The sequence below is a fragment of the Ruegeria lacuscaerulensis genome, assembly GCF_013031245.1.
Taxonomy (GTDB): domain Bacteria; phylum Pseudomonadota; class Alphaproteobacteria; order Rhodobacterales; family Rhodobacteraceae; genus Ruegeria; species Ruegeria lacuscaerulensis_C.
The window spans coordinates 310,634-327,783 of the sequence record NZ_WPZL01000004.1 but is presented as its reverse complement, the minus strand read 5'-3'; the positions used below and the strand labels follow the sequence as shown (position 1 = coordinate 327,783).

Annotated in this window: 15 protein-coding genes; 7 read left to right on the top strand and 8 right to left on the bottom strand. The window is 59.2% G+C overall.

Annotated elements, in window-relative coordinates; all coding sequences use genetic code 11:
* Positions 1–38: 38 nt before the first annotated feature.
* The 5 genes from dnaN to mutM form a co-directional block, all read right to left on the bottom strand.
* The gene (dnaN, locus tag GOX66_RS08070; RefSeq protein WP_170761387.1) at positions 39–1,160 is read right to left on the bottom strand and encodes a DNA polymerase III subunit beta; all 1,122 of its coding nucleotides are present in this window, start codon (positions 1,158–1,160) and stop codon (positions 39–41) included.
* Positions 1,161–1,390: 230 nt separating this feature from the next.
* The gene (gene dnaA / locus GOX66_RS08065; RefSeq protein ID WP_170761385.1) at positions 1,391–2,782 is read right to left on the bottom strand and encodes a chromosomal replication initiator protein DnaA; all 1,392 of its coding nucleotides are present in this window, start codon (positions 2,780–2,782) and stop codon (positions 1,391–1,393) included.
* 553 nt (positions 2,783–3,335) lie between these two features.
* A complete protein-coding gene (rpsT, locus tag GOX66_RS08060) occupies positions 3,336–3,599 on the bottom strand; it encodes a 30S ribosomal protein S20 (protein ID WP_152459792.1) in 264 nt (87 codons plus the stop codon).
* A 232-nt stretch (positions 3,600–3,831) separates the two neighbouring features.
* Positions 3,832–4,608 carry an enoyl-CoA hydratase gene (locus tag GOX66_RS08055; RefSeq protein ID WP_170761383.1) on the bottom strand — a complete coding sequence of 259 codons (777 nt, stop codon included), beginning with the start codon at positions 4,606–4,608 and terminating at the stop codon, positions 3,832–3,834.
* A 66-nt stretch (positions 4,609–4,674) separates the two neighbouring features.
* Entirely contained in the window at positions 4,675–5,526 is an 852-nt protein-coding gene (gene mutM / locus GOX66_RS08050; RefSeq protein WP_170761381.1) for a bifunctional DNA-formamidopyrimidine glycosylase/DNA-(apurinic or apyrimidinic site) lyase, read from the bottom strand.
* Between the two features lie 86 nt (positions 5,527–5,612).
* Here mutM and ubiE point away from each other — a divergent pair, with 86 nt between their 5' ends.
* Positions 5,613–6,365, top strand: coding sequence for a bifunctional demethylmenaquinone methyltransferase/2-methoxy-6-polyprenyl-1,4-benzoquinol methylase UbiE (gene ubiE, locus GOX66_RS08045; protein ID WP_170761379.1), 753 nt, complete (start codon positions 5,613–5,615; stop codon positions 6,363–6,365).
* Between the two features lie 3 nt (positions 6,366–6,368).
* Entirely contained in the window at positions 6,369–7,898 is a 1,530-nt protein-coding gene (ubiB, locus tag GOX66_RS08040) for a 2-polyprenylphenol 6-hydroxylase (protein WP_170761377.1), read from the top strand.
* Between the two features lie 93 nt (positions 7,899–7,991).
* Here ubiB and GOX66_RS08035 read toward each other — a convergent pair whose 3' ends face one another.
* Complete coding sequence (locus GOX66_RS08035) at positions 7,992–9,167, bottom strand: acetyl-CoA C-acyltransferase family protein (protein ID WP_170761375.1); 1,176 nt, start codon at positions 9,165–9,167, stop codon at positions 7,992–7,994.
* A gap of 117 nt (positions 9,168–9,284) precedes the next feature.
* Here GOX66_RS08035 and GOX66_RS08030 point away from each other — a divergent pair, with 117 nt between their 5' ends.
* From GOX66_RS08030 to GOX66_RS08010, 5 genes are all read left to right on the top strand, one after another.
* On the top strand, positions 9,285–9,848 hold the full coding sequence (locus GOX66_RS08030) for a helix-turn-helix domain-containing protein (RefSeq protein ID WP_170761373.1): 564 nt from the start codon (positions 9,285–9,287) through the stop codon (positions 9,846–9,848).
* A 111-nt stretch (positions 9,849–9,959) separates the two neighbouring features.
* On the top strand, positions 9,960–11,144 hold the full coding sequence (locus GOX66_RS08025) for a glycine C-acetyltransferase (protein WP_170761371.1): 1,185 nt from the start codon (positions 9,960–9,962) through the stop codon (positions 11,142–11,144).
* A 14-nt stretch (positions 11,145–11,158) separates the two neighbouring features.
* Positions 11,159–12,187, top strand: a complete 1,029-nt coding sequence (tdh, locus tag GOX66_RS08020; RefSeq protein WP_170761456.1) for an L-threonine 3-dehydrogenase — start codon at positions 11,159–11,161, stop codon at positions 12,185–12,187.
* Between the two features lie 62 nt (positions 12,188–12,249).
* Entirely contained in the window at positions 12,250–13,134 is an 885-nt protein-coding gene (locus tag GOX66_RS08015; RefSeq protein ID WP_170761369.1) for a tryptophan 2,3-dioxygenase, read from the top strand.
* Positions 13,135–13,137: 3 nt separating this feature from the next.
* Positions 13,138–13,965, top strand: a complete 828-nt coding sequence (locus tag GOX66_RS08010; protein ID WP_170761367.1) for an alpha/beta hydrolase — start codon at positions 13,138–13,140, stop codon at positions 13,963–13,965.
* 60 nt (positions 13,966–14,025) lie between these two features.
* Here GOX66_RS08010 and infB read toward each other — a convergent pair whose 3' ends face one another.
* Positions 14,026–16,500, bottom strand: coding sequence for a translation initiation factor IF-2 (gene infB / locus GOX66_RS08005; RefSeq protein ID WP_170761365.1), 2,475 nt, complete (start codon positions 16,498–16,500; stop codon positions 14,026–14,028).
* Positions 16,501–16,508: 8 nt separating this feature from the next.
* On the bottom strand, positions 16,509–17,132 hold the full coding sequence (locus tag GOX66_RS08000; RefSeq protein WP_170761363.1) for an RNA-binding protein: 624 nt from the start codon (positions 17,130–17,132) through the stop codon (positions 16,509–16,511).
* Between the last annotated feature and the right edge of the window lie 18 nt (positions 17,133–17,150).

Genomic DNA, 17,150 nt, shown 5'->3' with positions numbered 1-17,150 from the left:
AAAAATACTCCCGCCGGAGGCATCGCGCGCCAGCGCGATCAGACGCGCATCGGCATGACAACGTAAACCGCGCTCTGATCATTGCCTTCGCGCATCAGGGTCGGATCCCCTGCCGAGTTGAACAGGAACACCGCATTTTCCCGATCCACCTGCGAGGCGATCTCTAGCAGGTACTTGGCGTTGAATCCGATCTCCAGCCGCTCGTCGCCATAGGCGACGGCCAGTTCTTCTTCGGCTGCACCACTATCCGGTGCATTCACTGACAAAACCAACTTGTCGGCATCCAGCTGCAGTTTCACGGCGCGCGACCGTTCGGACGAAACCGTTGCCACGCGATCCACCGCCTGCGCAAATTCTGCCGCGTCCACTTCCAACTGTCGTGTGTTGCCTTGCGGAATCACCCGTGTGTAGTCGGGGAAGGTACCGTCGATCACTTTCGAAGTCAGCGTGATATCCGGCGTTGCAAAACGCACCTTGGTTTCGCTGACCGACACGGCGATATCCATCTCATCATCGTCCAGCAGCTTGCGCAGCTCGCCCACGGTTTTGCGCGGCACGATCACACCTGGCATGTCCGCCGCGCCATCCGGCAAATCCGCATCGATCCGCGCCAGGCGGTGCCCATCGGTGGCCACGCAGCGCAGCACCTTGCCGCCTTCAGGTCCATCCGCCACGTGCATATAGACGCCGTTCAGATAATACCGGGTCTCTTCGGTCGAGATGGCGAATTTCGATTTGTCGAACAACCGGCGCAGCAACGCCGCCGAGGCCGTAAAGTTCGATTGGTACTCCGAGGACGCCATCACCGGGAAATCCTCTTTAGGCAGCGTCGCAAGAGAGAAGTTCGAACGCCCGGCCTCAACCGTCAAACGCCCCGCGGCACTGTCGGCAGTCAGCGTTACCAAAGCGCCATCCGGCAGCTTTCGTACGATCTCATGCAGGGTTGTCGCCGCAACAGTTGTGGCGCCCGCCTTCTCGACCTGTGCCGGTGCCTTGTCGACCACCTCGATATCCAGATCGGTGGCACGGAACTGGGCTTGATCGCCCTCGGCCTCAATCAGGACGTTGGCAAGTATGGGAATTGTATTGCGACGTTCTACAACGGATTGGGCCTGCGAAACGGCCTTGAGAAGGGTGCCGCGTTCGATGCTGATCTTCATACCCTCAATTCCTCTGACTTGCGTGCCGAAATGGGCGGGACTGGCACGTTAGCGGTTCCACCCTGAGGCACAAGGATTTTTTACGGATTTCTGGGTCGGATTGCCCAAAGCGTCAAGGGTCACGTGGCCTCACGGGCACAGTTCCTTCCCAATCGTGGACTAGAGCGCACAAGAAAACGCCCCGGGCGTGAGGGTCCGGGGCGTTACCTGAGTGGTAGGGGGGGTGGAATTCAGGCTTCCAGCGACCGGCGAAGCATTTCCACGTCTTCCGCGATCTGACCGTCGGTCGATTTCAGTTCTTCGATGCGTTTGACACCATGCATGACAGTGGTGTGGTCACGCCCGCCAAAGCGGCGGCCAATCTCGGGCAGGGACCGGCTGGTCAGTTGCTTGCACAGATACATCGCCACCTGACGCGGGCGGGCGTAGGACCGCAGGCGCTTGGGGCCGATGATGTCGGACAGACGAATATTGTAGTAATCCGACACTTTGCGCTGAATCTCTTCGACGGTGATCTTACGCTCGGATGCGCGCAGCACGTCGGCCAGACAATCCTGCGTCAACTCCATGTCGATCTCACGTCCGACCAGCGAGGCAAAGGCGAACAGACGGGTCAGGGCGCCTTCCAGCACGCGCACGTTGGTCGAGATACGATGGGCCAGAAATTCCAGCACGCCATCGGCGATGGTCAGATCAGGATATGTATTGCTGTACTGCTGAACCTTGTTCTGCAGGATACCCAGGCGCAATTCGTAATCAGTCGGATGCAGGTCCACGACGAGGCCGCATTGCAGGCGCGATTTCACCCGGTCTTCGAGATCCTTGATCTCACCCGGCGCGCGGTCGGCCGAAATGATGATCTGCTTGTTCTGGTCCACCAGCGCGTTGAACGTGTGGAAAAACTCCTCCTGAGTCGAATCCTTGCCGGCGATGAACTGAACGTCATCGACCATCAGAACATCGACCGAACGGAACAGGTGTTTGAAATCCATCATCCGGCGCTCGCGCAGAGCCTGCACAAAGCGGTACATAAATTGTTCCGCCGACAGATAGAGCACGTTCAGATCGGGGCGCTTTGTTTTCAGCTCCCATGCGATGGCGTGCATCAGGTGCGTTTTACCCAGACCAACACCGCCATAGAGGACCAACGGGTTAAAGGTGACGGGACCACCTTCCGAAACACGGCGCGCGGCCGCATGGGCCAGTTCGTTCGGTTTACCGACCACAAAGCTGTCGAAGGTGAAGCGTGCATCCAGAGGTGCGGCCTGCAGGGATTCGAGGGCATCATTCCCCGACTCGACCAGCTGTGGCTTAGGCTTCTCCTCAGTGACCACCTGCGCCGCTGCCGTGGTCGCGTCAATAGCTGGGCGTACCGGAGAATTTGCGGCAACGCGAAACGCAAGGCGCTGCACTGATTCCCCTGCGGTATTCATCTCGTACAATATGAGATCCGCAAAGTTCTGACTAACGTAATTGCCCATGAAATTCGTCGGCACGGAAAACACGGCTACACCATCCTGAAGCTCCTGGAACTCAAGAGGTTCGATCCAGGTGGTATAGTTGTTTCGTCCGATCGCTTTGAGCAGTTTATTGCGTAGTAGTCCCCATTTCTCTTGTGTCATCAAGCGCCTCACGCATCCCATTCTTTATTGGCCTGTCGGCCTTATTAATATGTCCCGGTCCCCCGGTTTCCGCATTCACACGCAATAGGATACCCTGCGCCAAACCGCATGGATCTGGCGGGACTGTTCCCGAAAGTCAGCACTGCCGGCAGTTTGATATCCAAAATAAAGGACATCCCAGAAACCGGGTTGCGCGTCGCAATCTATTTTCTGACAGGGCACGGATCCTCGGTTGCCCCAAGACCCATAGCAGATCAACAAACCGGCCTTGACCGGTTGCCGACATTCGTTTCCCGACCGTCCTGATGCCCGTCAGTAAGATCGGAGAAACAGCCTGTCCCCCCAAGCGAGTGAATCGCTGACTCAGTGGTAACAAGAGGCCACGGCTCACGGCAACGAAACTCTGATGTTGACTCGGGTCTTTGGCCGAAAGAATCTCTCGGGTTCGTGAAGACGCGGCATTCCGGCAACAGCATAAAAAAAGCGCCACAGGTTGTGGCGCTTCTTTTGACAATTAAGCCTTGCTTTTATTGACCTAGGGTCAACTTGGGCGTTAGCCCAGCGCTTTGACGCGTGACGACAGGCGCGACATTTTGCGGGCAGCCGTGTTCTTGTGGAAGACACCTTTGGTGACGCCGCGCATCAGCTCGGGCTGAGCGGCGCGCAGGGCTGCCGTTGCGGCGTCTTTGTCACCGGACGCGATCGCTTCTTCGACTTTACGCAGATAGGTGCGGATGCGCGAACGACGTGCTTTGTTGATTGCGAAACGCTTCTCGTTCTGACGAGCGCGCTTTTTAGCCTGGGGCGAATTTGCCATGTGAATCTCTGACCTTTGTTCGGTACGGTTATCTAGGGTTGCGCGCCACGGAATATCCGCACCGGATCAGAAATCACGAGTGTGAGTCGGGCCAAGCGGGCCGCACGCGCATGTATAGCGGCGCTCAATATCCAAGTTGGCGGGGTTTGCCAAGCGGATTCTTCCATTGTGTATGGCAGATATGAAAAAGGCGGGCCGGAACCCGCCTGTCCTTCTGCGCTGCCGGGCCAGATTATTTGTCCCGGAACTGCGCTGCCCGTTTTTCCAGGAAGGCCGCCATGCCTTCATTCTGGTCTTCGGTTGCAAACATCGAATGGAATACGCGCCGTTCGAACAGCATTCCTTCGCTTAGCGGCAATTCATAGCTGCGGTTCACCGCCTCTTTTGCCGCCATCGCCGTCAGCTGCGATTTCTCGGCAATTTTCTGGGCCGCGCCGATGGCCTCTTCGATCAGCTTCTTCGCCGGAACAACGCGGCTGACCAGCCCCGAACGCTCGGCTTCTTCAGCATCCATGAAACGCCCGGTCAGATTCATGTCCATCGATTTGGACTTGCCGACAAAGCGGGTCAGACGCTGGCTTCCGCCCAAACCTGCAATAACACCGAGATTGATTTCAGGCTGACCGAATTTGGCGGTATCGGCAGCAATGATGAAATCGCACAGCATGGCCAACTCACACCCGCCGCCAAGCGCATATCCCGCGACCGCCGCAATAATCGGCTTGCGAATTGCAGTGACCCGGTCATTTGCATCTGCGAAAAGGTTGATGTTGAACACATCGACAAAACTCATCTCGGACATCTCTTTGATGTCCGCGCCCGCGGCAAACGCCTTGTCCGAGCCGGTGATGACGATGCAGCGCACCTTGTCGTTCTGGTCAGCGTCTTCAAGCGCCTCGCACAACTCCCCCAGCAACTGGGTGTTCAACGCATTCATCGCGTCGGGTCTGTTGAGCTTGATAAGGGCGACGTGGTCTTCGATTTCGACGATGATCGTCTCAAAAGCCATGAGGTATAAGCTTCCGGTTGTTCCGTTCAGGTACGTTTCCTTACCACGCGAAAAACTTGGATCAAGCTATCTTTGGCATTGCGCGCAATAGAAGGATGAGCGTCCGGACTGGGTGATTCTCTTGATTAGGGCGTCACAACCGTCGGTGCGGCAGGGGTCCCCCTCGCGACCGTAAACATCAAAGCTATGCTGAAAATATCCAAGTTCTCCATCAGCTTGGCGGAAATCCCGCAACGAAGACCCGCCCGCCTCGATCGCGTCCTGCAGCACCTGCCGGATGATCGGAACCAACGCGGCAACACGGGCCGCAGAAATTTGTCCGGCTTTGCGACGTGGCGACACACCGGCGCGATAAAGCGCCTCGCAAACGTAGATATTGCCCAATCCGGCAACGATTCCCTGATCCAGCAGGGCAGATTTGACCGGCGAGTTCTTTCCGCGGAACGCATCGATCAGATGTTGTTCGTGAAAATCATTGCCCAAAGGTTCCGGCCCGAGAACCGACAACAGTTTATGGTCTTCGGCCGTGGCCGTTGGCAACAGGTCCATAGCCCCGAACCGGCGCGGGTCGTTGAACGTCACCCGCGCGCCATTGGCCATGTGGAACACCACGTGATCGTGTTTTTCCGGCATCGGATGCTTATGCGCGAATTGCCCCAGAGGATCACCGGACACCGTCATCCGTCCGGACATGCCCAGGTGGATCAGCAAGGTCTCACCGCTGCTGAGATCGGCCAGAATGTATTTCGACCGCCGCCGCAACTGGTCCACACGCTGCCCTGCCAATCGTTCATCCATCCGGTCCGGGAAGGGCCAGCGCAGATCAGGACGATTCACGTCAGCCCGTTCGATCACAACCCCCTCCATCGCAGGGCTGAGGCCGCGTCTTACTGTCTCGACCTCGGGCAATTCCGGCATTACACGGCTCCTATTCCAAAGGGCCGCATTGTGCCCCGGTTCCAGAGCCCTATAACAGAGGCGAAATTCGACAAACGGCAAGGCTTATGTCCGACAACAGCGACAAGACCACTCATTTCGGGTTCGAAACCGTGCGCGAGGCCGACAAGGCCGGGCGCGTTCAGGGCGTGTTCAACTCGGTCGCCTCGAAATATGACGTGATGAACGATGTGATGTCGATGGGCATCCACCGGGTCTGGAAAGACGCGATGATGGACTGGCTGGCCCCGCGCCCCGGTCAGCGTCTGCTGGATGTGGCGGGCGGTACCGGCGATATCTCTTTCCGCTTTCTAAAGCGCGCTGGTCATGGTCATGCCACCGTTCTGGACCTGACCGAGCCGATGCTGGTCGAAGGCCGCCAGCGCGCCGAAGCCGATCAGATGGTCGACAGCCTGAACTGGGTGGTAGGTGATGCGATGGCCCTGCCCTTCGAGGACAACACGTTTGACGTTTATACCATTTCGTTCGGCATCCGGAACGTGACCCGCCCGCAAGAGGCGCTGAACGAGGCGTTCCGCGTACTCAAGCCCGGTGGTCGCCTGATGGTATTGGAATTCAGCCAGTTGCCGAATGACGGGCTGCAAAAGCTCTATGACCTTTACAGTTTCAACGTCATCCCCCGCATGGGGAAACTGATCGCTGGTGACTATGACAGCTATCAGTATCTGGTGGAATCGATCCGCAAATTCCCGGATCAGGAAACCTTCCTGAACATGATCCGCACGGCCGGCTTTGAAAACGCCAAATACCGCAACCTCAGCATGGGCATCGCCGCGCTGCATTCCGGCTGGAAGATCTGACATATGCGAGGTCCTCACAACATCATCCGCCTGATCCGCACAGGCGCTACATTGGAGCGCACCGGTGCCATGAACGTGGTTCTGGACGCATTCGAAGCGCCGCGCCTTTTGCGAATCGTGGCGCATACGCTGGGCAAGCCGTTCCAATGGCTGGGATACAAGGGCGACCCCGGGATGCCGCCCGCCACCCGCGCCCTGACCGCGCTGGGCCCGGCCTACATTAAGTTCGGACAGGTTCTGTCCACCCGCCCCGATGTGGTCGGCGATGAACTGGCCGAGCAATTGCGCGTTCTGCAGGACAAGCTGCCGCCCTTTTCGCGCGACGAAGCCATGGCCGAGGTGGAAAAGGAACTGGGTCAACCGGTTTCGGACATGTTCTCTGAATTCAGCGACCCGATAGCGGCTGCTTCGATTGCTCAGGTCCACAAGGCCAAACTGACGAGCACGGGCGAGGATGTGGCCGTCAAGGTCCTGCGCCCCGGCATCGAACGCGCCTTCCGCAAGGACGTGGACGCCTTCTATTTCGCTGCCCGAATCGTCGAGTTGTTCGCCCCCGGCGCGCGTCGCTTGCGCCCGATGGATGTAATCGAACACTTTGACGGAATTGTCCGGGGCGAGTTGGACCTGCGACTGGAAAGTGCCGCCGCCTCGGAATATGCCGCCAACACCAAGGATGACGAAGGCTTCTGGTTGCCACCGGTTGTCTGGTCCCTGTCAGCACGCCGCGTGATGACGCTCAGTTGGGCGGATGGCGTTCCATTGGGGGACAACACCGCGTTGGATGCCGCAGGGCACGACCGGCACGGTTTGGGCGAACGGGTCCTGCGTCTGTTCTTGCAACACGCCCTGCGCGATGGTTATTTTCACGCGGACATGCACCAGGGCAACCTGAAGGTCGCTGCAAATGGCGACATCATTGCCTATGACTATGGCATCATGGGCCATATCGACGAATACACCCGCCGGGTCTATGCCGAGATCCTCTTTGGCTTCATCCGCCGTGACTACAAGCGCGTGGCCGAGGTCCATTTTGAAGCTGGCTACGTTCCCGCCAATCAGGATGTAGACGAATTCGCCCGGGCCCTGCGTGCCGTGGGTGAGCCTATCTTTGGCATGGACGCGACGCATATCTCAATGGGCCGATTGCTGAACTACCTGTTCGAAGTCACCGAACGCTTTGGCATGGAAACCCGGACCGAATTGATCCTGCTGCAGCGAACCATGGTTGTCGTTGAAGGGGTCGCGCGGTCTCTCGACCCGCGCGTCAATATCTGGGAAGTCGCCCGCCCTGTGGTCGAAGACTATATCAAACAGTCCATCGGTCCCAGGGCCGCGCTGCGGGACTTTGGAAAAACCGCGATGGTCCTCGCCCGTTTTGGCCCGCGCCTGCCTGCTTTGGTCGAAAACGCCCTGATCGCGCAGACGCAAAAAGACGATCCGAAAAAATGGCGCGTTTCCGCGAGTCTCCTGCCCGCAGCGATTGGCGCCATTGCAGGCGTGGCTGTCACTTTGGCAATTATGGCGCTCGGCTGACGCCGACCCGCTTGCTACTTCGGGTCAACAAAATCTTCTGAGGGAAACGCGCCTGGGCGAGATGGGGGGCAGCCCCCCCCGACCGATCTCAGATCAGAGCCGCTCAATGGCAATGGCAATCCCCTGACCGCCACCTATGCACATGGTGATCAGACCCTTTGATCCGCCTGTGCGCTCCAGCTCATAGAGCGCTTTCAGGGTGATAATTGCTCCTGTTGCCCCTACCGGGTGGCCCAATGCAATTGCTCCGCCGTTCGGATTCACTCTCGCGGCGTCCAACCCAAGTTCCTGATTGACGGCCAGCGCTTGCGCGGCAAAAGCTTCGTTGCTTTCGATCACATCGAAATCATCCGCCGACAAACCGGTTTTCCTAAACAGGTTCTGCACCGCCGGAACCGGGCCAATGCCCATCACCTCGGGACGCACTCCTGCATGGGCATAGCCGATCACGCGCGCCTTGGGCTTCAATCCGGCTTTCTCGGCCGCATCCGCAGTCGCTAGCACCATCGCAGCGGCGCCGTCATTGATGCCCGAGGCATTGCCCGCTGTCACGCGCCCATCTTTCTTGAAAACCGGGCGCAACCCGGCCAGCGCCTCGGCAGTGGTCGATTTCGGGTGCTCATCCACCTTGAAATCAACCATATCCCTTTTGACCTTGATCTGGACCGGTGCGATCTGGCTGTCGAAATACCCGGCTTCGATGGCGGCCGCCGCGCGGGTTTGGCTGGTCATAGCGAATTCGTCCATCTGTTCGCGGCTGATCTGGTGTTCGTCCGCGACATTCTCGGCCGTCACACCCATATGGCCGGTACCGAACGGGCAGTTCAGCGCTCCCAACATCATGTCCAGTGAGGTAACATCCCCCATCTTCGCACCCCAGCGCGCCTGGGGAACGATGTAGGGGCTGCGTGACATGCTCTCAGCGCCTCCTGCCACGGCAATATCGGCATCCCCCAGCATCAGCGACTGCACTGCCGATACAATTGCCTGCGCGCCTGAACCGCAGAGACGGTTGACGTTCATCGCCGGTGTGCCATTGGGAATCCCTGCCTGCATCGCCGCGACCCGCGACAGGTACATGTCGCGGGGTTCGGTGTTGATAACATGACCAAACACCACATGACCGATCTGTGCGCCTTCGACCCCCGAACGTTCTAGCGCGGCTTCTGTCGCTACGGTTGCCAGATCAATCGGTGCGGTCGAGGCCAGGGCACCACCAAAGGTGCCAATCGCGGTGCGGGCGCCGTCGAGAATAACGATTTCGGTCATGGGTAGCTCCTCCTGAATTTGGCCGCAGTATGCACCTGCAGAATGGCCCTGTCGCCTGAGACGTCCCGTCACGGTTGGAATTGACATCTGCCCGCTCAACACGCATGAAATTCCGTCATGACGGAAAGCACAGACGATATCCTGACCCGTTTGCCCGCCCGCCTGAAAGAGGCGCGCCGGGCCAAGGGACTTTCGCTTGAAGCCGTGGCCAATCTCAGCGGTGTGTCCCGGTCGATGGTCAGCCAGATCGAACGGGGCGAAAGCAGCCCGACCATTTCGACACTTTGGAACCTGACGCGGGCGCTGCAGGTGGATTTCGCGGGCCTGCTGGAAGAGGCCGACGCCTCCAGCCAGATCGAGGTGCTGCGCAAAGCCGAAGTGCCCAGCATCGACAATATGGGCCAGAACTGCCGCATCCGCATTCTGTCCCCGCCCGAAGAGGCTGGCGGCCACGAAGTCTACGATATCCTGTTCGACAAGGACGGTGCCCTGAACAGCCAGCCCCATGCACGCGGCGCCCAGGAACAACTAACCGTGCTGGAAGGCGCTGTTTGCGTGACTTCGGGCACAGCCGCCAGCGACCTGCACCAAGGCGATACGGCGCGCTACGCGGCTGACGTTGCCCATTCGATTGTCGCCAAGGGGCCCGCGCGTGTTTTCCTGATCGTCAAAAACGCCTGACACGAGCAAAATTCCGCCTTCACGGATTTTTTTCTTTTATATTGTATTTCCCCCATTTGGGAATTACATCCGTTATGTTAGATACGCGACTCAGATAAAACGGAGACCGCCATGGCTGATGCATTCCTGTCCCACATCACGGACACCCTCGCGCAGATCGAATCCGAAGGCCTGTACAAACGCGAACGAATGATCACCTCGCCTCAGGGCGGTGAGATTACGGTGGGCGACAGCCGGGTGATTAACCTGTGCGCCAACAACTATCTGGGTCTGGCCGATCATCCCGCGCTGATCGAGGCGGCCAAGGGCGCGATGGAGCCCAAGGGGTTTGGCATGGCCTCGGTCCGGTTCATCTGCGGCACGCAGGACATTCACCGCGAGTTGGAGCAGAAGTTGGCGAAGTTTCTGAACAAGGACGATTCGATCCTGTTCGCTGCCTGTTTCGACGCCAATGGCGGGCTGTTTGAGCCCTTGTTGGGGCCTGAAGACGCCATCATTTCAGACAGTCTGAACCACGCCTCGATCATCGACGGTGTGCGTCTATGCAAGGCCAAGCGCTATCGCTATCTGAACAACGACATGAACGACCTCGAAGCCTGGCTGAAACAGGCGCGCGAGGACGGGGCGCGGCATATCATGATTGCGACCGATGGCGTGTTCTCGATGGATGGCTATCTGGCCAACTTGCCCAAGATTCGCGAGCTGGCCGACAAATATGATGCCATCGTCATGGTCGATGACTGCCACGCCACTGGCTTTATGGGGCCGAACGGCGCAGGAACGCCGGATCACTTCGGCGTTGACGTGGACATTCTGACGGGAACCCTGGGCAAAGCACTTGGGGGGGCAATCGGCGGTTACATCGCCGGGCCGCAGCCAGTGATTGATCTGCTACGGCAGCGGGCGCGGCCCTATTTGTTCTCAAACTCGCTGCCGCCATCCATTGTCGCCGCAGGGATTGAGGCAATCCGTCTGGTCGAGGAGGGCGACATGCTGCGTGCCCAATTGTTCGGCAACGCAAAATACTGGCGCGCAGGGCTTGAGAAGCTGGGCTTTGATCTGCTGCCCGGCGAACACCCGATTGTCCCGGTCATGCTGGGTGAGGCCACATTGGCGCAGGACATGGCGTCTCGCCTGTTCGATGAGGGCGTCTATGTCTCAGGCTTCTTCTTCCCGGTCGTTCCGCGTGGGCAAGCGCGGATCAGAACCCAGATGAATGCGGCTCTAACAAAAGATGAATTGGACCGTGTACTGGCCGCCTTTGGCAAGGTCGGCAAGGAATTGGGAGTGATCTGATGCGACCCAACACGATGAAAGCCCTGGAAAAGTCCAAACCCGAGGAAGGTCTGTGGATGGTCCAGGCCCCGGTGCCTGAAATCAACGCGGACGAAGTTCTGATCCGCGTCAACAAGACCGGCATCTGCGGCACCGACATCCATATCTGGAACTGGGATGACTGGGCCGCCGCCACGGTTCCGATCCCAATGATCACTGGCCATGAATTCGCCGGTGAGATCGTCGAAATGGGCCGCAATGTGACCGGTCTGGAAATCGGTCAGCGCTGCTCGGGTGAAGGTCACCTGATCACCACCGACAGCCGCCAGAGCCGCGCGGGCAAGTTTCACCTCGACCCCGGCACACGGGGGATTGGCGTAAACGAACAGGGCGCTTTTGCCCAGTATCTGAAGTTGCCCGCCTTCAATGTGGTACCCCTGCCGGATGATGTGCCAGATGAGATCGGCGCCATCCTCGATCCGCTGGGCAACGCAGTGCACACCGCGCTCAGCTTTGATTTGCTGGGCGAGGATGTTCTGATCACCGGCGCAGGCCCCATCGGCATTATGGCCGCCGCTGTCGCGCGCCATGCCGGGGCACGGAATGTGGTGATCACGGATATCAACCCGGATCGCCTGAAACTGGCCGAACACGTTGTTCCAACCGTGCGGCCGGTCGATGTCAGCAAAGAAGACCTGCAGGATGTGATTGCAGAACTGGACATGAAAGAGGGCTTTGACGTCGGCCTTGAGATGTCCGGCTCTCAGATCGCACTGGATCAGATGGTCGAAGCGCTGGTGATGGGTGGCAAGATCGCGCTGCTGGGCATCCCGCCCGGCAAATCCCCGGTGGACTGGAGCCGCATCGTGTTCAAGGCCATCACCATCAAGGGCGTTTACGGCCGTGAGATGTTCGAGACCTGGTACAAGATGATCGCCATGCTGCAGAACGGTCTGGATGTCAGCCGGGTGATCACGCATCGTTTTGGTGTGGATGAGTTTGCCGAAGGGTTTGCCGCGATGAAGTCAGGCCAATCCGGCAAGGTTGTACTGGACTGGACCTAACGCTCTGGAACTACGCGGGTTCAGTCCCTAAACAGGGGTGAACTCAGGCGTTGGAGGAGCAAATGGGTGACAAAAAAGACGACCGGTTTCTGGAGCGCGGAATCGAAGACACTCTGGTCACCGATTTCGCGCAGACCCATCGCAAAAGCTATGGCGATTTCCTTCAGCTCAAGACCCTGCTGAACCTGCAAAAGACCTTTCAGGACCCTGCCCAGCCCGATGAGATGCTATTCATCATCATCCATCAGGTCAGCGAACTTTGGCTGAAGCTGATGCATCACCAGCTGATCGAAGTACGCCGGTTCCTGCAACAGGACGATTTCGGCCCGGCGATGAAGAATCTGGACCGGGTCAAAGCGATTCAGCGACAGCTCATTTCCGCGTGGGAAACGCTGTTGACCATGACCCCCGCCGACTACATGACTTTTCGGCAGGCTCTGGGAAATTCTTCGGGTTTTCAAAGCTATGGTTATCGCCAGATCGAGTTCATTCTGGGTAACAAGGATGCCTCGACCCTGAAGGTCCACGAACATGACGCAGAAGTCATGGAGATGTTGAACGCAGCCCTGACCAAACCGTCGCTCTACGATGAAGTGCTGTTTATGCTGGCCCGTCAGGGATTCGACGTACCACAGGACCTGCTGGAACGGGATTATGCGCAGCCTTATTCCGGCGATCCGCGCGTGGTTAAAATCTGGGTAAAAGTGTTCCGCGACACGGACAAGTATTGGGACCTCTATGCATTGGCCGAGAAACTGATGGACGTGGAATCCCTGTTCCAGCGCTGGCGCTTTGATCACGTCACCGCGGTCGAACGCGTAATCGGGATGCAGCCCGGAACCGGCGGATCGAGCGGCGTGGCCTTTTTGCGCAAGGCTTTGGAATTGAGGTTCTTCCATGACCTTTACGACATGCGCACCGAACTGATGTATACCGATCAGGAGTAAGAGATGCTGTACCGGGGGTTTTCTCAGGAAGAACTGGATCAGGAATATTCGCCCAAATCGATGATCGGCGGCGATCTGACACCCTATCTCGACAGTTATGCCGCGCTGAGCGCGCGGCACCGGGCGCAGATGGAGGTGAAAGAGAACCTTGCCTACGGCGACAGTCCCACGCAGGTTCTGGACTTCTTTCCCGCGAAGGGGGCAGGCGCGCCACTGCACATCTTTATTCACGGCGGCTATTGGCAGGCACTCAGCCAGCGCGAGTCGGCTATGATGGCCCCGGCAATGGTCGAAGCAGAGCAGTCTTTTGCCACGCTGAATTATACGCTCGCCCCGGATGCGCGGCTGGGCCATATGGTCAATGAGTGCCGCGATGCGCTGCTCTGGCTGGCCTCCGAGGCCGCATCTCTCGGGTTCGATCCGTCCCGGATCACCCTGTCCGGGCACAGCGCCGGTGCACAGTTGGCAACGATGGTCATGGCGACCTCAGCTGACGCGCTGGCCCGCGCCGGACTGCGTATACGCGACGTGATTCTGATCAGCGGCGTCTACGATCTGGAACCGATCAGCCTGACGCCCGTGAACGACCCCCTGCAACTGACACCGGTCGAGGTGCACGATCTTTCGCCCAATCTGCATTTACCCGCCCCCGGCCCGCGATACCGGGTGACAGTGGCCGAGCGGGACACGTCAGAATTCGTCCGCCAGAGCCGGGATTACGCCGAACTGCTGCGCAAGGCCGGGCATTCGGTCAGTTTCGATCTGCAAAAAGGGATGCAGCATTTCGATATCATCATGCATCCAGGCACATTCCTGCCCGGCATCCGGTAGCCACAAAGAAAAACAGCGGCCCGAATGAGCCGCTGCTTTCTGTTTCGGTAAATGCCCGGATCAATCCAACGTGCGGGTGACCTCTTCGCGCTCGAAGATTTCGATCACGTCGCCCTGGCGGATGTCGTCGTAGTTCTCGAACGCCATACCGCATTCCTGACCCGACTGAACCTCGGCCACTTCGTCTTTGAAGCGCTTCAGCGTCTTCAGCGTGCCTTCGTGGATCACCACGTTGTCGCGCAACAGGCGGACGCCCGCGGAACGACGCGCCACGCCTTCGGTGACCAGACAGCCGGCAACCTTGCCCACACCGGTGACCTTAAAGACTTCGCGGATCTCGGCGTAGCCGATGAACTTCTCACGGATCTCGGCGCTCAGGAGGCCGGATGCGGCAGCTTTCACGTCATCCACCAGGTCATAGATCACCGAGTAGTAACGGATTTCCACACCCTTCTGGTTCGCCGTGTTCCGCGCCGATGCGTTGGCACGGACGTTGAAGCCAAAAATCGGTGCGCCGGAGGCCTCTGCCAGCCCGACATCCGTCTCGGTGATCGCCCCTACGCCCGAGTGCAGCACGCGCACGCGTACTTCGTCGTTGCCGATTTTCTCCATCGCCTGAACGATGGCCTCGGCCGAACCTTGCACATCCGCCTTCATCAGAATCGGCAGTTCGGTGACGTTCTCGTCCTCCTTGGCCTTCTGCATCAGCTGCTCAAGCGTGGTCGCGGCACCAGCGGCGGCACGTTTGTCCTTGGCCGCCTGTTCACGGTATTCGGCGATCTCACGGGCTTGCGCTTCGGTCTCGGTCACGTTCAGAACATCACCGGCCTCGGGCGTACCGTTAAGACCCAGAACCTCGACCGGAACCGACGGGCCGGCTTCCTTCACGCGGTCGCCCTTGTCGTTGATCAGCGCGCGGACCTTACCGTACTGCTCACCCACAACGAAGATATCGCCCTGACGCAGCGTACCGTTCTGAACCAGAACGGTTGCCACGGGACCACGGCCCACGTCCAGCTGCGCCTCGATCACAGCACCCTGAGCGGCGCGGTTGGGGTTGGCTTTCAGTTCCAGAATCTCGGCCTGAAGCGCGATGGCTTCCAGCAGCTCGTCCAGACCCTGGCCGGTTACGGCGGACACTTCGACGTCCTGTACCTCACCGGACATCTTCTCAACGATCACTTCATGCTGCAGCAAATCGGTGCGCACCTTGTCCGGATTCGCATCAGGCTTGTCGACCTTGTTGATCGCCACGATCATCGGGACTTCGGCCGCCTTGGCGTGGTTGATTGCCTCGATGGTCTGCGGCATCACCGCGTCATCGGCTGCAACCACCAGAACAACGATATCCGTCACCTGGGCCCCACGCGAACGCATCGAGGTAAAGGCCGCGTGGCCCGGCGTATCCAGGAAGGTTAGTGTTGTACCGCCATCGGTTTTCACCTGATAGGCGCCGATATGCTGAGTAATGCCACCGGCCTCACCCGCAACAACACGCGCGTCACGAATCGCATCCAGCAATGAGGTCTTACCATGGTCAACGTGACCCATGATGGTGATGACCGGCGGACGCGGTTTCAGATCGGCATCGTCGTCTTCGACCTCTTTGATGACGTCCTCAACATCCGAATCAGAGACGCGGGTCACCTTGTGGCCAAATTCTTCGATGATCAGCTCGGCGGTATCGGCGTCGATGGTCTGATTCTGAGTAACCATCATACCCATCTGCATCAGTGACTTGACCACATCGGCCACGCGCTCGGCCATACGGTTGGCCAGCTCGGATACCGTGATCGCCTCTGGCAGCTGCACGTCGCGGATTACCTTTTCCCGCTCGACCGGGCCACCCATGGCTTTTTGACGCGCACGCTCCTGCTTGCGCTTCATCGACGCCATCGAACGCTGCCGGTTGCCTTCGCCACCGGTTGCCTGACCCAGTGTCAGCTTGCCCGAACGACGGTTGTCATCACGCCCTTTGCCGCGGCCACGCTGCTCGCGTTCACGCTCCTGCTTGCGCGGAGTCGCAGCCGGTGCCGGTTTGCTAGCCGGAGCACGGGCCGCTTTGGGCTCTTCGGGGGCCGGGGCAGCAGCAGCGCGTTTGGCAGCGTCTTCCGCCTCTTTGCGCTTGCGCTCTTCCTCTTCCGCCTTCTGACGGGCACGTTCTTCGGCCTCACGCTGCTCGCGTTCCTTGGCTTCCTGCTCCGCCCGGCGGCGGGCGCGTTCTTCCTCGCGCGCCTTTTCGGCGGCTTCGCGCGCGGCAGCCTCTTCGACTTCACGGGCCTTGGCAGCCTGAAGCGCCTTCATGCGGCGTGCCATTTCCGCGTCAGAGATACCCGCGGGGCGGCGTGACGGATCACCCGATGGCGCAGCTCCGCCACCCGGTTTGCCGGCACCCGGCTTGGGAACCACCACGCGCTTGCGTTTGGTTTCCACCACGACATTCTTGGTGCGCCCGTGGCTGAAACTCTGTTTCACATTTCCGGGGCGTGCCCCGCCACGAAGACCCAATGTCTTTTTGCCGTCATTATCGCTCATAAAGCTTCTTACCCTTCCGCGCGGCCCCTGCCGCCGTCATCCGTTTCGCGCAAGCCACGCAGGCGCTGCGCTTCCTCTACAACACGTTTGGCGAGTCCGCCAGAGGCCAGCGCCGCATGAATCACGGTTTGGCGCCCAAATGCCTGTCCTAATTCGTCCGCCGTCAGCCAGCCGATGTATTTACCGAAGTGCGGCGTGCTCAGTTTCGACTTGCCGCGCCCCGATCCATCGGCTGCCTGAATCAGGACACTCGCCTCTTCCCGGTCCAACCACGTCTTGACCTTTTCATAGCCCGCGACCGCGTCGCCGGACTTTCGGGCAAGGCTCAGCAACTCAATCACCCGGCGCGAGACCTGCCGCTCGACCTCATCGGCCAGATCCTGCGGTACGGTCACCTGCGCCTTGAACCCACGCGCGAACAGTTTCTTGCCCACGGCCTTGTCCATGGCGGCACGATCCGCCGCCACATAGACCCCGCGTCCCGGTAGTTTCGCCGCGACATCCGGAAAGACCTGACCGTCCGGCCCCGTCACAAAGCGTATCAACCCATATTTAGGTTGAATCTCGCCCGTGGCGATGCACTTGCGTTCAGGCCCTTCGGACCGATCCTTATGGACGCCACCGCGACCCATGCGCGCCACCCGAGGCCT

Coding starts and splice junctions, on each gene's coding strand:
- GOX66_RS08010 (WP_170761367.1), top strand. CDS start 13,138: ATGCTGTACCGGGGGTTTTCTCAGGAAGAACTGGATCAGGAATATTCG.
- ubiE (WP_170761379.1), top strand. CDS start 5,613: ATGTCCGACAACAGCGACAAGACCACTCATTTCGGGTTCGAAACCGTG.
- dnaN (WP_170761387.1), bottom strand. CDS start 1,160: ATGAAGATCAGCATCGAACGCGGCACCCTTCTCAAGGCCGTTTCGCAG.
- tdh (WP_170761456.1), top strand. CDS start 11,159: ATGAAAGCCCTGGAAAAGTCCAAACCCGAGGAAGGTCTGTGGATGGTC.
- dnaA (WP_170761385.1), bottom strand. CDS start 2,782: ATGACACAAGAGAAATGGGGACTACTACGCAATAAACTGCTCAAAGCG.
- GOX66_RS08025 (WP_170761371.1), top strand. CDS start 9,960: ATGGCTGATGCATTCCTGTCCCACATCACGGACACCCTCGCGCAGATC.
- ubiB (WP_170761377.1), top strand. CDS start 6,369: ATGCGAGGTCCTCACAACATCATCCGCCTGATCCGCACAGGCGCTACA.
- GOX66_RS08055 (WP_170761383.1), bottom strand. CDS start 4,608: ATGGCTTTTGAGACGATCATCGTCGAAATCGAAGACCACGTCGCCCTT.
- rpsT (WP_152459792.1), bottom strand. CDS start 3,599: ATGGCAAATTCGCCCCAGGCTAAAAAGCGCGCTCGTCAGAACGAGAAG.
- GOX66_RS08035 (WP_170761375.1), bottom strand. CDS start 9,167: ATGACCGAAATCGTTATTCTCGACGGCGCCCGCACCGCGATTGGCACC.
- GOX66_RS08015 (WP_170761369.1), top strand. CDS start 12,250: ATGGGTGACAAAAAAGACGACCGGTTTCTGGAGCGCGGAATCGAAGAC.
- infB (WP_170761365.1), bottom strand. CDS start 16,500: ATGAGCGATAATGACGGCAAAAAGACATTGGGTCTTCGTGGCGGGGCA.
- GOX66_RS08030 (WP_170761373.1), top strand. CDS start 9,285: ATGACGGAAAGCACAGACGATATCCTGACCCGTTTGCCCGCCCGCCTG.
- mutM (WP_170761381.1), bottom strand. CDS start 5,526: ATGCCGGAATTGCCCGAGGTCGAGACAGTAAGACGCGGCCTCAGCCCT.
- GOX66_RS08000 (WP_170761363.1), bottom strand. CDS start 17,132: ATGGGTCGCGGTGGCGTCCATAAGGATCGGTCCGAAGGGCCTGAACGC.